This window comes from Enterobacter cloacae complex sp. P40C2, from assembly GCF_014930695.1.
Lineage (GTDB): Bacteria > Pseudomonadota > Gammaproteobacteria > Enterobacterales > Enterobacteriaceae > Enterobacter > Enterobacter pasteurii.
The window spans coordinates 317,387-331,493 of sequence record NZ_JADBRP010000004.1 but is presented as its reverse complement, the minus strand read 5'-3'; the positions used below and the strand labels follow the sequence as shown (position 1 = coordinate 331,493).

Below are 14,107 nucleotides of genomic sequence, written 5' to 3'. Positions count from 1 at the left end.
AGCGAAAGGTGAAATCGGTCACAAAGCATTCGCTGATGCACTATAAATCTCACAAGGTTGGTTTCGGAGATCTTCGCGATGGAAATTAAGCTGCACGCCAATGCCACCACCACGCCGCGCATCCGCCGCTATCTGCAACGGTCGGATAAAAGCGACAGGGAGCTGGCCGTCGAGCTGGGTATTTCGGTCACGACCGTCAGGCGCTGGCGCAACCGCGAGCAGGTTTCGGACAACCACACCACGCCAAAAGTGATACACAAGGCGCTGAGACAGGAGCAGGTTTCGCTGGTAAACGCCCTGCGGGATATTACCGGCGCACCGCTGGATGAACTGCTGATGATGGTCAATGACGGGCTCGGGATCGCCGTTTCCCGCGCCACCCTGAACCGCTACCTCAAACCGGCCCCTGCCAGACAAAAGGGCGCGTCGCTGCAGGGTAAAAAGGCGCTGAAGGCCGGCATCGTGCCGCAAAAGCTGCTGCTGTGGCACCAGCCGCTGTCGCTGCATATGGACGACGGCGGGGAGCAGCATCTGCTCTGGGCGCGTGAACCCGTCAGCGGCTGGTGCTACGCCCGGCTTTATGCGGGCGTTTCCCCGCAGCTGCTAACCCACTGGGTAAACGCGGCGCTGGCTGCCTGTCCGGCTGATATTCATTGTGTTGAGACTTTTGGGCTGGAGGTGAAGCTGCCGGAGCATAGCGTCACTGTAAGAGTGCATTCACGGTACAATCTCGCCGTTCAGGTCCCTGTGCCGCTACGCGAAATCATTCCGCGCGTGAATAGTGAACCCGCGGCGGAGCTGCTGATCCAGCTGTGCGAGTTTTATAACCGGGGAAAAGCGCAGAAAAAACTGGGAGAGAGTACGCCGCAGGCGTTTCTGGAAGCGCTGCGGCGTAACGATTAGACGATTTCGAGCACGTCTTCCGGCGGCCTGCCGATACGCGCCTTGCCGTTCGCAACCACAATCGGGCGCTCAATCAGCTTTGGATTCTCGACCATGGCCTGGATGAGCCGATCTTCGGTGAGATGCGGGTCGTTCAGGTTGAGCGTCCTGTACAGATCCTCTTTCTGACGCATCAGCTCGCGCGCGCTGCCCATATCAAGCATCTTAAGCAGCTGGCGGATCGTCTGCGCGTCCGGCGGCGTCTCCAGATACAGTACCACCTCGGGGTCGACACCGTTAGACTTCAGCAGGCTGAGGGTATCGCGGCTCTTGGAGCAGCGAGGGTTATGGTAAATTTTTACCGCGTCTGTCATGACTTCTCCTTTAATTACATCTTCTCGTACGGCTTAAAGCGCAGCTGCAGGGCGCGCAGCTGGTCGATTCGCGCATCGTAGCGGGCCTGCTGCAGGCTGCCGAGCTTCACCTGCGAACTGGCGCTGCTTAACAGAGAGATGGCCTGATCGAGCCGTCCCGCCAGCGCCAGCCCTTCCGCACGCGCGGCCAGCTCCTGATCGCGGTTACCCAGTTGCCCCTGAGCCTGGGCGAGCAGCTCCCAGCCGTTCTGGTCATCTTTATTGTTAAAGGTGTAGCGGTTCAGAATGGTCACCGCCGCGCCGGGCTTGCCGCCCTGCAGGTACGCGTTCGCCAGGTTAAGCTGCAGTACCGGGTTATTGCGAATGTCTTTCGCCCCTTTCAGGCGATTGATCGCATCGGTTGCTTTTTTCTGACCCAGATCGATATCGGTGGCGAGGTCGAGGTACCACGGATTATTTGGCTCCGACGCCAGCAGCGGCTGTAGCGCTTTACGCGCTTCATCGTATTTGCTGGCCTCCATCGCCTGGAGCGCCTGACCATATTGCGCCGCGTTTTTCTCGCGGACGTTGCCTTTTGCCAGCGTATCCAGCAGATCGCTGGTGAGCTGGTTACGCCCGGAGTTGTACATGCCGAGCGTTCTCACTTTTGCCATGTAGAAGTCCTGCGATGACTGCACGACTACCGGACGCATCTGGTTGGCGCGGTTACGCGCATCCGAAAGTCGGCTTTCCGGCAGCGGGTGGGTCAGCAGAATTTCCGGAGGACGCGACGAGTAGCGCGCCTGATCGAGCAGTTTTTCCAGGAAGCTCGGCATAGCCTGCGGATCAAAGCCCGAACGCTGCAATACCTGAATGCCGATGCGGTCTGCCTCCTGCTCGTTCTGTTGGGTAAAGCTGATCATCCCCTGGCGCGTACCCGCCAGCGTCCCGGTCAGCGCCGCCATCCCGGCCTGCGGGCTGGCCATGGCCAGCAGAATGGAGCCCAGCGCGCCAACCCAGGTCAGCGGGGCGTTACGCTTCTGGTCTTCCATCGCACGCGCCAGGTGGCGCTGGGTGACGTGTGAAATTTCGTGCGCCATGACCGACGCCAGCTGGCTTTCGTTATCGGAATAGCGGAATAACGCCGAATGCAGCACCACGTTTCCGCCAAAGAAGGCGAAGGCGTTGATCTCGTCGTTATTGATTAAAAAGAAGTGGAAGGGGGTTTTTACCGAATCCGCGTGCGCCACCAGACGCATCCCCAGACCGTTGATGTACTGCACCAGCAAAGGATCGTTGATCAGCGGAGCACTGCCGCGCAGCTGGCGTACGTAATAATCCCCCATCTGCATCTCCTGCCCGATGGAGAGCGTGCTTCCTGCCGTGGTGCCCATGTCCGGCAATGAATCGGACGAGTCTGCGAAAGCGGGCAACACCTGACCCACCGTCACTGCGGCAATCAGTGTCGCAACCAGTGTTTTTCTCAACTGCCTGAACATAACCACTGTCCTGTATTTTGGATGTGCTAATTTGACCGATGAACCCGCATAACGTTCATCTCCGCTGCTCTGCGAGTGTAGCCGTGTTAGGAGATGAAGAAAATCCCATTCATCAGGGTTTTGCGAAACCTGACAGTGATACAAAAAGGAAAGTCTTTTTTGTGACAGTTAGATACAATTCGTCCCTCACTCCCGCTATTCGATTCAGGGAAGGGTTGTATGCTCGAAATGTTAATGCAGTGGTACCGGCGTCGGTTCAGTGACCCGGAAGCCATTGCTTTGCTGGTCATTCTGGTTGCCGGGTTCGGTATCCTGTTCTTCTTTAGTGGCCTGCTGGCTCCGCTGCTGGTGTCGCTTGTCCTGGCGTATCTGCTGGAGTGGCCTACGGCGCGTCTGGAACATATCGGCTGTTCCCGCCGCTGGGCCACCAGCATCGTGCTGGTGCTGTTTGTCGGTATTCTGCTGTTAATGTCCTTCGTGGTTATGCCTATCGCCTGGCAGCAGGGGATTTACCTGATCCGCGACATGCCCGGCATGCTCAATAAGCTGTCTGACTTTGCCGCCACGCTGCCGCGTCGCTACCCTGCGCTGATGGACGCCGGGATCATCGACGCGATGGCCGAAAATATGCGCGCCCGCATCATGACCATGGGCGACTCGGTGGTGAAATACTCTCTGGCCTCGCTGGTGGGGCTGCTGACCCTGGCCGTTTATCTGGTCCTCGTGCCGTTGATGGTCTTCTTCCTGGTGAAGGATAAAGAGCAGATGCTGAACGCGGTGCGCCGGGTGCTGCCGCGCAATCGCGGCCTGGCAGGGCAGGTCTGGCAGGAGATGAACCAGCAGATCACCAACTACATTCGCGGCAAAGTGCTGGAGATGATAGTGGTGGGCGTAGCGACCTGGATTGGCTTCCTGATCTTCGGGCTGAATTACTCGCTGCTGCTGGCGGTGCTGGTCGGATTTTCGGTTCTGATCCCGTACATCGGCGCGTTTGTGGTGACCATTCCGGTGGTGGGCGTTGCGCTGTTCCAGTTTGGCCTGGGCACGGAATTCTGGAGCTGTTTCGCCGTATACCTGATTATTCAGGGGCTGGACGGTAACCTGCTGGTGCCGGTGCTGTTCTCCGAGGCGGTGAACCTGCATCCGCTGGTGATTATCTTATCGGTGGTCATTTTCGGCGGGCTGTGGGGATTCTGGGGCGTGTTTTTCGCTATTCCGCTGGCGACGCTTATCAAGGCGGTAGTTCACGCGTGGCCGGATGTGCCGGCGGTGGAAGAGAAGTAGGCTTAGTGCAGCCTGATGCCCCTCTCTCGCGGGGGGAGGGGGCAAACGCAAAAAACGGCAACCAGGGTTGCCGTTTTGCTGTTTATCAGGCGCTTTGTTTGATCCAGTTCAACACCACGTCGTGGTGATTGCTGGTTTTGAAATCATCAAACACGTGTTCAACTTTACCGTCAGCGTCAATCAGGAAGCTGATGCGGTGAATACCGTCGTAGGTTTTGCCCATAAAGGACTTCTCGCCCCAGACGCCAAACTGCTCGCAGACCTGGTGGTCTTCATCGGAAAGCAGCGTGAAGTTCAGCAGCTCTTTTTCCGCAAAGCGTGACAGCTTCTCTGGCTTATCGGTGCTGATGCCCAGCACTTCTACACCGGCTTTTTTCAACTCATCCATGTTGTCGCGTAATCCGCAGGCCTGTACGGTACAGCCCGGGGTCATGGCTTTCGGGTAGAAATAGACCAGAACACGCTGTCCCTGGAAGTCGGTCAAATTTACTTGCTCACCGTCTTGATCCGGCAAGCTAAATTTCGGTGCGAGATCACCGGCTTTCAGTGGGTTCATTACTCAACTCCATCCTGTTCGTGCTGCGAATAATTGACGACGCTTATACTGCCCTGCGCGTGTAATTCTGTACAGAGGGCTTTGAACGCCTGCTCGATATTTGACGCATCCTGCGAGGCAGGGCTGTGCGCGGTAATTTGAATAAACAGCGTCGGGATTGCGTTTTCATCACCCGGCTGCGTGCGGGACACCAGTTCGGCAATGTTCATCTGATGGCTGTCAAACAGCGCCGTAAAACGTTCAATCAGATGGGGTGAATCAGGCACTTCAACCTGCACCCAGACCGTAGCAGGCAGAGCCGGACGCGGGCGCGCGGTGGTGCGCTTCATCACAATCAGTAAATCCAGCTCTGCGCCTTTCAGCGGCAGGGTAGATTCGATAAGGGTAATGGCATTCCATGTCCCGGAAAGCAGCATAATGAACGTGAACTCTTCGCCAAGCATAGCCAGACGGCTGTCTTCGATATTGCAGCCGCAGCTGCTCACGTGACGAGTGATGGTATTCACGATACCCGGCCTGTCAGCACCCAGCGCAGTGATAACCAGGTAATGTTGTGATGAGGTTGTCAAACCTGTTCTTCCTTTGCATGGTTAAGTCTTCCTAAGGAAAGCATAAAAAAAACATGCATACAACCGCCCGAGCGCCTCAGGTCGCTTGCTTTTATTACAGTTCCAAACGTAACATTGAGACTCTTGTTCGCACAGAGGATGGCCCATGTTCACGGGAAGTATTGTCGCGCTTGTTACACCGATGGATGAAAAAGGTAATGTCTGCCGGTCAAGCATGAAGAAGCTGATTGATTATCATGTCGCCAATGGAACCTCGGCGATCGTTTCGGTAGGGACTACCGGTGAATCCGCAACGCTGAGCCACGACGAGCACGGCGACGTTGTGATGCTGACCCTGGAGCTGGCTGACGGACGTATTCCGGTCATCGCGGGTACCGGCGCAAACGCAACGGCTGAGGCGATTAGCCTGACTCAACGTTTTAACGACAGCGGCATTGTTGGCTGTCTGACGGTCACGCCTTACTACAACCGTCCTACGCAGGAAGGGTTGTTCCAGCATTTCAAAGCCATCGCAGAACATACTGACCTGCCACAAATTCTGTATAATGTGCCGTCCCGTACCGGTTGCGATATGCTGCCGGAAACCGTTGGCCGTCTCTCGAAAGTAAAAAATATTATCGGGATTAAAGAGGCGACAGGGAACTTAAGCCGCGTTCATCAGATCAAAGAGCTGGTTTCAGACGACTTTATCCTGTTGAGCGGTGATGATGCGTCCGCGCTGGACTTTATGCAGCTCGGTGGTAACGGCGTGATTTCCGTGACGGCGAACGTTGCGGCGCGCGATATGGCTGACATGTGCAAACTGGCCGCAGCCGGTCACTTTGATGAAGCTCGCGTGATTAATCAGCGTCTGATGCCGTTGCACAATAAATTATTTGTCGAACCCAATCCGATCCCAGTGAAATGGGCATGTAAGGAGTTGGGGCTTGTAGCAACCGACACGCTGCGTCTGCCAATGACACCGATTACCGACCACGGTCGTGAAATCGTCGCTGGCGCGCTGAAGCATGCTGGTTTGCTGTAAAGTTTAGGGAGATTTGATGGCTTATTCAGTACAGAAGTCGCGCCTGGCGAAGGTTGCGGGTGTTTCGCTTGTTATGCTCCTCGCTGCCTGTAGTTCAGACTCGCGCTACAAGCGCCAGGTGAGCGGTGATGAATCCTATCTGGATTCGCCGCCGCTTGCTGAACTTCACGCGCCTGCCGGCATGATCCTGCCGATTCAGAACGGTGATTATAATATTCCGGTCACTAACGGCAGCGGTCTGGTAGGGAAAGCGCTTGATATTCGTCCGCCAGCTCAGCCTCTGGCGCTGGTGAGCGGTGCGCGCACCCAGTTTACGGGTGACACCGCCTCTCTGCTGGTGGAAAGCGCACGCGGCACCACGCTGTGGCCGCAGGTAGTGAGCGTGATCCAGTCGAAAAATTACGCGATTGATAAACGCGACGACGCCAGCCAGACGTTAACCACCGACTGGATTGAGTGGAACCGTCTCGATGAAGATCAGCAGTATCGCGGTCGTTATCAAGTCTCCGTTAAGCCGCAGGGTTATCAGCAGGCGGTTACCGTTAAGCTGTTGAATCTTGAGCAGGCGGGTAAACCGGTTGCCGATCCGGCCGCCATGCAGCGCTACAGCACCGAAATGCTGAACGTGATTGCGGCGGGTCTCGATAAAAATGCCACCGACGCCGCGAACGCCGCGCAGAACCGTAACGGCTCAACGTTTGACGTGCAGAGCGGTGCGGATGATACCGGTCTGCCAATGCTGGTGGTCCGCGCGCCGTTTAACCAGACCTGGCAGCGTCTGCCAGCCACGCTGGAAAAAGTGGGCATGAAGGTGACCGACAGCACCCGTTCAACGGGCAGCATCACAGCGACCTATAAGCCGCTGTCTGAGAGCGCCTGGCAGGAACTGGGCGCGCGCGATCCGCAGCTGCCTTCCGGCGATTATAAAATCCAGGTCGGCGACCTCGATAACCGCAGCAGCCTGCAGTTTATCGATCCGAAAGGACACACGCTGACCCAGGCGCAGAACGACGCGCTGGTCGCTGCCTTCCAGGCCGCATTCAGCAAATAAAAGCGAGGGCTGGTGAATCCAGCCCTTTTTATTTTCGTGCCACGCAAACGTGTGCGTGGCATAATATGCCCAGTTTTGAATACAAATCATCACACCAGGAGTAATGAAGATGCAGAAGCAAGCTGAGTTGTATCGTGGCAAAGCGAAAACCGTATACAGCACGGAAAACCCGGATCTGTTGGTGCTCGAGTTCCGCAATGATACGTCAGCAGGAGACGGCGCGCGCATTGAGCAGTTCGATCGTAAAGGCATGGTGAACAACAAGTTCAACCACTTCATTATGACCAAACTGGCCGAAGCCGGTATCCCGACTCAGATGGAAGCGTTGCTGTCCGATACGGAATGTCTGGTAAAAAAACTGGATATGGTGCCAGTTGAGTGCGTTGTCCGTAACCGTGCCGCAGGCTCCCTGGTGAAGCGTCTGGGCATTGAAGAGGGTATCGAACTGAATCCGCCGCTGTTCGACCTGTTCCTGAAAAACGATGCCATGCACGACCCGATGGTTAACGAATCCTACTGCGAAACCTTCGGCTGGGTGAGCAAAGAGAACCTGGCGCGTATGCAGGAGCTGACCTACAAAGCGAACGACGTGCTGAAAAAGCTGTTTGATGACGCGGGCCTGATCCTGGTCGACTTCAAGCTGGAGTTCGGTCTGTACAAAGGTGAAGTGGTGCTCGGTGACGAGTTCTCACCGGACGGCAGCCGCCTGTGGGACAAAGAGACGCTGGATAAGATGGACAAAGACCGTTTCCGTCAGAGCCTGGGCGGCGTGGTAGAAGCGTACGAAGCGGTTGCTCACCGTTTAGGCGTTAAGCTCGACTAATCTCCTCATTTGCCAAAGGATGTTTGCATCCTTTGGCGTCTTATCCTTGTTTACTATGGTAATCCTTTCATTAACCGCCTACGATCATAGCTATTATTAATGGAATAGTTCGAGGTGGTTATGCGCTGGCAAGGGCGTCGTGAAAGTGACAATGTAGAAGACAGACGCAGCAGTGGTGGCGGTGGTCCGTCCATGGGCGGGCCAGGGTTCCGTTTACCCGGCGGCAAGGGCGGTATTATTCTGCTGGTGGTGGTCCTCGTGGCGGGCTACTACGGCGTCGACCTGACCGGCTTAATGACCGGTGAACCGATGCAACAGCAGCAGTATTCTCAGCGCTCCATCAGCCCGAATGAAGATGAGGCCGCGAAATTTACCTCCGTGATCCTCGCGACCACCGAAGATACCTGGGGTCAGCAGTTCGAGAAAATGGGCCGCACCTATCAGCCTCCAAAACTGGTGATGTACCGTGGCGCAACCCGCACCGGCTGCGGCACCGGGCAGTCCGTTATGGGGCCGTTCTACTGCCCGGCGGACAGCACCGTCTATATCGATCTCTCCTTCTATGACGACATGAAAAGCAAGCTGGGCGCCGATGGTGATTTTGCCCAGGGCTACGTGATCGCGCATGAAGTGGGGCACCACGTGCAGAAGCTGCTCGGCATTGAGCCTAAGGTGCGTCAGATGCAGCAAAATGCCTCGCAGGCGGAGGTGAACCATCTCTCCGTGCGCATGGAGCTTCAGGCCGACTGCTTCGCTGGCGTCTGGGGACACAACATGCAGCAGCAGGGCGTGCTGGAGACGGGCGATCTCGAAGAGGCCCTGAATGCCGCACAGGCAATTGGTGACGATCGTTTACAGCAGCAGAGCCAGGGGCGCGTTGTGCCGGACAGCTTCACCCACGGCACCTCCGAGCAGCGCTACAGCTGGTTTAAGCGTGGCTTTGACAGCGGCAACCCGTCGCAGTGTAATACCTTCGGCAAAGCTATGTGATGCCGGGGTTTGAACGGCTGAGCCATCAGCTTGAGCGTACCGGGCACCGCCGGCTGGTGGTGCTCAGTGGCGATGAACAGTGGACGCTGAGCCAGGCCAGTCGCCTTCGCGAAACGTTGCCGGGAGACTGGCCGTGGCTTTCGGAAGCGCCCTCTAAAGCCATCAGCGGGCTGCTGGGGCGCGAGTACCGGCATGCTGTTTTTGATGCGCGCGCCGGCTTTGACGTCTCGGCCTTTGCCGCCCTCAGCGGAACCCTGCGCGCCGGCAGCCTTCTGGTGCTGCTGGTGCCGCCGCTCTCCGACTGGGCCGACCGGCCCGACAGCGATTCCGTTCGCTGGAGCGACAGCGCCGAGCCGATTCCCACCCCGCGCTTCGTTCACCATTTTTGCCGGACGCTGGCCGCCGATTCGGATGCCATCGTCTGGCGACAGCATTGTCCCCTGTCTCTTCCCGCTGCGCCGGATTTACCCGCCTGGCAGCCCGCCTGCGGTGAGCCGCAGCGCGAGCAGGCTGCGATCCTCGACGCGCTTCTGGCCATGCCAGCGGGCGTGGCTGCCGTTACGGCCCCGCGCGGGCGCGGAAAGTCAGCGCTGGCAGGCATGCTGCTCAACGGCATTCGCGGCAATGCGGTAGTGACCGCACCGGCAAAAGGGGCTACGGACGTCATCGCCCGTTTCGCAGGCGAGCATTTTCACTTTATGGCCCCGGATGCGCTGCTGGCCTCCGCGACGCAGGCCGACTGGCTGATTGTCGATGAGGCGGCCGCTATTCCCGGCCCGCTGCTGGACAAGCTGGCGTCGCGTTTTCCACGCGTGCTGTTGACCACTACGGTGCAGGGTTATGAAGGCACGGGCAGGGGATTTCTGCTTAAATTCTGCGCCCGGTTCAGCGGGCTGCGGCGGTATACCTTATCAACCCCGGTGCGCTGGGCGGCCGGATGTCCCCTTGAGCGAATCGTGGCGAATACGCTGCTGTTTGACGATGCGCTTATCGACCGCAGGCCGGAAGGTGAGGTGCGTTTAACGTCGCTGGCGCCCGGGGTGTGGAAGAGCGATCCAACCCGCGCGGCGGGCGTGTATGAACTGCTGTGCGCCGCGCACTACCGGACCTCTCCGCTCGATTTACGCCGCATGATGGACGCGCCCGGCCAGCACTTTGCGGTTGCCCAGGCCGGCGCGGACATCGCGGGCGCGCTCTGGCTGGTGGAGGAAGGGGGGCTACGTCCTGAACTTAGCCGGGCGGTGTGGGCGGGCTTTCGCCGTCCGCGCGGAAACCTGGTGGCGCAGTCGCTGGCGGCGCACGGCGGATCGCCTCTCGCGGCGACGCTGAAGGGCCGACGCGTCAGTCGCATTGCGGTTCATCCCCATCGCCAACGGGAAGGCATCGGCCAGCGGCTCATTCGCAGCGCCAGCGGTGAAGACTATCTCTCGGTTAGCTTTGGATATACCGACGAGCTGTGGCGCTTCTGGCAGCAGTGCGGTTTTGTGCTGGTGCGGATGGGCAGCCATCGGGAGGCCAGCAGCGGCTGCTACACGGCGATGGCGCTGCTGCCGCTAAGCGAGGCCGGGGAGCGGCTTTGCGAACGGGAACACCGGCGTTTATGCCGCGATATGCGCGTCCTGTCGGCCTGGAATGGTGAAAAGATTCCGGTGGCTGACGCCTGGGAAGCTACCCTTAACGGTGACGACTGGCTGGAGCTGGCGGGGTTTGCCTTTGCTCACCGGGCGTTTGCCACCTCGGTTGCCGCACTGACGCGATTATTGTCAGCCGTGGATGCGCCGCTCCCGGCGCTGCGTGGAAAAATGGAGGGGAGCACGCACGACGTCGGGCGAAAAGCGCTGCTGGCGAAGCTGCGCGAAGAAACTGCACGCGCGCTTGAAGAACTAGACTCTTCCCGCTGCCAGCAGCTGAAAGCCGACATATTGCAATGGCAATTTTTTCAATGACTTCTTCAGTAAAGCGGCATGGTCATTACCCCGCAGAGGCGTAAAATCCTGCTCATCAATTAAGGAGACCGCCATGACACACGATCATTTTGTTGTACAAAGCCCGGATAAGCCGGCTAAACAGTTACTGCTCCTGTTTCATGGCGTTGGCGATAATGCCGTAAATATGGGACAGATTGGCAGCTGGTTTGCCCCCGTTTTCCCACAGGCGCTGATCGTCAGCATTGCGGGCCTGGATCCATGCGGCCCTGACGGGCGGCAGTGGTTTTCCGTTGAGGGCGTGACGGAGGAGAATCGTCAGGCGCGCATCGATGCCGTCATGCCTGCGTTTATCGATACCGTGCGCTACTGGCAGCAGCAGAGTGGCGTAGGGGCCGACGCGACGGCGCTGATTGGCTTCTCGCAGGGGTCAATCATGTCACTTGAGAGCGTTAAAGCGCAGCCCGGGCTGGCGTCCCGCGTGATTGCCTTTAACGGTCGTTTTGCGACGCTACCGCAAAGCGCGACGACGCAGACCACGATCCATCTGATCCACGGTGGTGAAGACCGGGTGATTGAGCTTTCTCATGCGGTTGCCGCGCAGGATACGCTGATCCGCGAAGGCGGGGATGTGACGCTGGATATCGTGGACGATCTGGGGCACGCCATTGACGATCGCAGCATGCAGTTTGCGCTCGATCGTTTACGCTATACCGTACCGAAGCACTACTTTGATGAAGCGCTCAGCGGCGGTAAGCCAAATGACGATGATATCGTAGAGTTTATGTGACTTTTCCCCTCACCCCCAGCCCCTCTCCCCAGAGGGGCGAGGGGGGTTTTGTTCCCTCTCCCCTTTGGGGAGAGGGTCAGGGTGAGGGGTGAGCACAATTACTTCTTCTGGTCCTTCTTCGGCCAGTCGTCCTCATCGTCCCACTTGTCGTTAAAATCACGATGCGGCGGCAGATCCGGCTTGTTGGCAAGAAACTTTTTATGGTCAACGCGCTTGAGATCTTTAATCACGTTAAGCAGCACGCCTACCAGAAACACCAACACCAGAATCCACCAGTACTTTGAAAGCCAGTCCATTCGCTAATCCTCTAAAAGCACCCGTCAGGCGACGAGCTGCTCCATAATACGTTGATACATGCGGGCCAGCAGTTGTAAATCCGCTGCGTTCACACACTCGTTGATTTTGTGAATCGTCGCGTTAACCGGACCCAGTTCGACAACCTGTGCACCCATCCGGGCGATAAAGCGTCCGTCAGACGTGCCGCCCGTTGTCAGCAGCTGTGGCTTAATTTCATTATAGTGCGCAATGGCGTTCACCACCGCATCCACCAGCTTACCGCGCTGCGTCAGGAATGGCTGCCCGGAAAGCCACCAGTCGATGGTATAGCGCAGCTGATATTTCTCCAGCAGCGCAACCACGCGCGCTTTAATCATCTCGTCGGTCAGTTCGGTGCTGAAGCGGAAGTTAAACTGGACGAAGAGATCGCCGGGAATGACGTTGTTGCTGCCGGTGCCGGCCTTGACGTTGGCAATCTGCATGCTGGTTGGCGGGAAGAACTCGTTGCCTTTGTCCCACTCAATGCCTACCAGCTCGTTCAGCATCGGCGCCGCGCGATGAACCGGGTTATCCGCCAGGTGCGGATAGGCAACGTGGCCCTGCACGCCATGGACGGTCAGGTTGCAGGTTAGCGAACCACGACGGCCATTTTTCACTACGTCGCCCACCACTTCGGTGCTGGACGGTTCACCTACCAGGCAGTAGTCCAGACGCTCGTTGCGGGCCATCAGCGCCTCAACGACCTTCACGGTGCCGTTGTGGGCGCTGGCTTCTTCATCAGAGGTGATCAAAAACGCAAGACGGTTTTTATGATTCGGATGCTGGGCCACAAAGCGCTCTGCCGCCACGACCATCGCGGCCAGTGAACCTTTCATGTCAGCCGCGCCGCGTCCAAACAGCATGCCATCGCGGATGGTTGGCTCAAACGGCGGGTTGATCCAGCGGTCCGCGTCACCTGCGGGAACCACGTCGGTATGTCCGGCAAACGCCAGCGTCTCCCCCTGACCGCGCCATGCCCAGAAGTTTTGCGTATCGCCAAAATCCATATGCTCAACGGTAAACCCGATGGCACGCAGGCGCTCAATCATTAATGCCTGACAACCCGCGTCGTCCGGGCTCAGGGAAGGGCGGCGAATAAGCTGCTGAGTCAGCTCAATGACCGGGCATGACATAGACTACACCTCAACGAAAAAATCTGAATAAAGGGTTTCACTGAAACCCAGCAGCATAGGCTGACCTGGCTTGCAGAGCAATGGGCGTTTGATAATTGCTGGCATTTCAAGCATCAGTCGCGCAGCGCTGTCGGCGTCGCCGATCGTGGCCCGCAGGGATTCATCCAGCTTTCGCCAGGTGGTGCCACGGGTGTTCAGCAGCGCTTCCCACCCCAGCTCCTGAATGGCGGAATGCAGAAACGCCGGGTCGAGCCCGTCGGCACGGTAATCATGGAAGCGATAATCAATGTTATGGGCTTCCAGCCAGCGGCGGGCTTTTTTAATCGTGTCACAATTCTTAATGCCGTACATCACAACCATGGTGAATCCTTTTGTTGTTTTGAGGAGTAAACGTTCAATATTTTCGAAGATATATCCTTAAGGGGAATATAACACATTCGGATTTTTTCCTGATTTACAATTCTCCTTAATTCAACGAACAGCTGTAAGCTGAATAGTCTTTCATCTTTTAAGCATAGTTGTCCACCGTGTTTAAATTGCCAGTAAACTCAACGCGAAAAATAAAAGGCTTCCTCTCGTCTGACTATTTCAAAATATTGCTGTAGGTCACATAAAATTTACCCGGCAGCGCTCATAGTGAGGCTAAACCCAACAGCATAGCGGGGCTCAATCACAGCAATCGGATAAAGTGGCTTCACAATGATGATACGTTTTCGTAGAATGCGCATAATAATAAGAGAGGTTGTTATGATTGAACGTGAAATGGGGAACTGGAAAGACTTTATCGAAGGGATGCTTCGTAAATAATTTCCGGTAAGTAATGCAAGAGCACTTATTTAACTAAAATAACCATAGTGTGAAAGAATCACACAATAAAAAGGCGGCCCTCAAAGCCGCCTTTTTTATTTCAGCC

The 14,107-nt window shown here is 57.0% G+C and carries 16 protein-coding genes; 9 read left to right on the top strand and 7 right to left on the bottom strand.

Annotated features, from left to right (window positions below):
• Positions 1–78: 78 nt before the first annotated feature.
• Positions 79–903, top strand: coding sequence for an XRE family transcriptional regulator (locus IM304_RS10905; protein ID WP_193356042.1), 825 nt, complete (start codon positions 79–81; stop codon positions 901–903).
• On the opposite strand, the gene arsC is transcribed toward IM304_RS10905, so the two are convergent.
• Together arsC and bepA are read right to left on the bottom strand one after the other, a co-directional pair.
• Positions 900–1,256 (bottom strand): arsenate reductase (glutaredoxin), encoded by a 357-nt coding sequence (gene arsC / locus IM304_RS10900; protein WP_176609782.1) that lies wholly within the window; start codon positions 1,254–1,256, stop codon positions 900–902. The two genes, IM304_RS10905 and arsC, sit on opposite strands and share 4 nt — an antisense overlap.
• Before the next feature lie 14 nt (positions 1,257–1,270).
• Entirely contained in the window at positions 1,271–2,734 is a 1,464-nt protein-coding gene (bepA, locus tag IM304_RS10895; RefSeq protein ID WP_193356041.1) for a beta-barrel assembly-enhancing protease, read from the bottom strand.
• Positions 2,735–2,953: 219 nt separating this feature from the next.
• Here bepA and IM304_RS10890 point away from each other — a divergent pair, with 219 nt between their 5' ends.
• Entirely contained in the window at positions 2,954–4,018 is a 1,065-nt protein-coding gene (locus IM304_RS10890) for an AI-2E family transporter (protein ID WP_148420706.1), read from the top strand.
• Positions 4,019–4,103: 85 nt separating this feature from the next.
• Here IM304_RS10890 and bcp read toward each other — a convergent pair whose 3' ends face one another.
• Positions 4,104–4,574: a thioredoxin-dependent thiol peroxidase gene (gene bcp, locus IM304_RS10885; RefSeq protein ID WP_148420707.1), complete on the bottom strand. Its 471-nt coding sequence runs from the start codon at positions 4,572–4,574 to the stop codon at positions 4,104–4,106.
• Positions 4,574–5,143, bottom strand: coding sequence for a glycine cleavage system transcriptional repressor (locus IM304_RS10880; protein ID WP_148420708.1), 570 nt, complete (start codon positions 5,141–5,143; stop codon positions 4,574–4,576). Before IM304_RS10880 ends, bcp begins: the two co-directional genes overlap by 1 nt.
• 145 nt (positions 5,144–5,288) lie before the next feature.
• On the opposite strand from IM304_RS10880, the gene dapA reads away from it, so the two are divergent.
• From dapA to ypfH, 6 genes are all read left to right on the top strand, one after another.
• On the top strand, positions 5,289–6,167 hold the full coding sequence (dapA, locus tag IM304_RS10875) for a 4-hydroxy-tetrahydrodipicolinate synthase (protein WP_193356040.1): 879 nt from the start codon (positions 5,289–5,291) through the stop codon (positions 6,165–6,167).
• Between the two features lie 16 nt (positions 6,168–6,183).
• Positions 6,184–7,218 carry an outer membrane protein assembly factor BamC gene (gene bamC / locus IM304_RS10870; protein WP_148420710.1) on the top strand — a complete coding sequence of 345 codons (1,035 nt, stop codon included), beginning with the start codon at positions 6,184–6,186 and terminating at the stop codon, positions 7,216–7,218.
• Positions 7,219–7,327: 109 nt separating this feature from the next.
• Complete coding sequence (gene purC, locus IM304_RS10865; RefSeq protein ID WP_148420711.1) at positions 7,328–8,041, top strand: phosphoribosylaminoimidazolesuccinocarboxamide synthase; 714 nt, start codon at positions 7,328–7,330, stop codon at positions 8,039–8,041.
• Between the two features lie 120 nt (positions 8,042–8,161).
• Entirely contained in the window at positions 8,162–9,031 is an 870-nt protein-coding gene (locus tag IM304_RS10860) for a neutral zinc metallopeptidase (protein ID WP_176609784.1), read from the top strand.
• Positions 9,031–10,977, top strand: a complete 1,947-nt coding sequence (locus IM304_RS10855) for a tRNA(Met) cytidine acetyltransferase TmcA (protein WP_193356039.1) — start codon at positions 9,031–9,033, stop codon at positions 10,975–10,977. Before IM304_RS10860 ends, IM304_RS10855 begins: the two co-directional genes overlap by 1 nt.
• 73 nt (positions 10,978–11,050) lie before the next feature.
• Positions 11,051–11,746 carry an esterase gene (ypfH, locus tag IM304_RS10850; RefSeq protein ID WP_193356038.1) on the top strand — a complete coding sequence of 232 codons (696 nt, stop codon included), beginning with the start codon at positions 11,051–11,053 and terminating at the stop codon, positions 11,744–11,746.
• A 98-nt stretch (positions 11,747–11,844) separates the two neighbouring features.
• Here the strand turns inward: ypfH and IM304_RS10845 are convergent, their stop codons facing one another.
• The 3 genes from IM304_RS10845 to IM304_RS10835 are packed head-to-tail and all read right to left on the bottom strand — an operon-like array spanning position 11,845 to position 13,554.
• Entirely contained in the window at positions 11,845–12,042 is a 198-nt protein-coding gene (locus IM304_RS10845) for a YpfN family protein (protein WP_000383991.1), read from the bottom strand.
• Positions 12,043–12,066: 24 nt separating this feature from the next.
• Positions 12,067–13,194, bottom strand: a complete 1,128-nt coding sequence (gene dapE / locus IM304_RS10840) for a succinyl-diaminopimelate desuccinylase (RefSeq protein ID WP_148420714.1) — start codon at positions 13,192–13,194, stop codon at positions 12,067–12,069.
• Between the two features lie 3 nt (positions 13,195–13,197).
• Entirely contained in the window at positions 13,198–13,554 is a 357-nt protein-coding gene (locus IM304_RS10835) for an ArsC family reductase (protein WP_176609787.1), read from the bottom strand.
• Between the two features lie 387 nt (positions 13,555–13,941).
• Here IM304_RS10835 and ypfM point away from each other — a divergent pair, with 387 nt between their 5' ends.
• Entirely contained in the window at positions 13,942–14,001 is a 60-nt protein-coding gene (gene ypfM, locus IM304_RS10830) for a protein YpfM (protein ID WP_102751470.1), read from the top strand.
• The last annotated feature ends 106 nt before the right edge of the window (positions 14,002–14,107 follow it).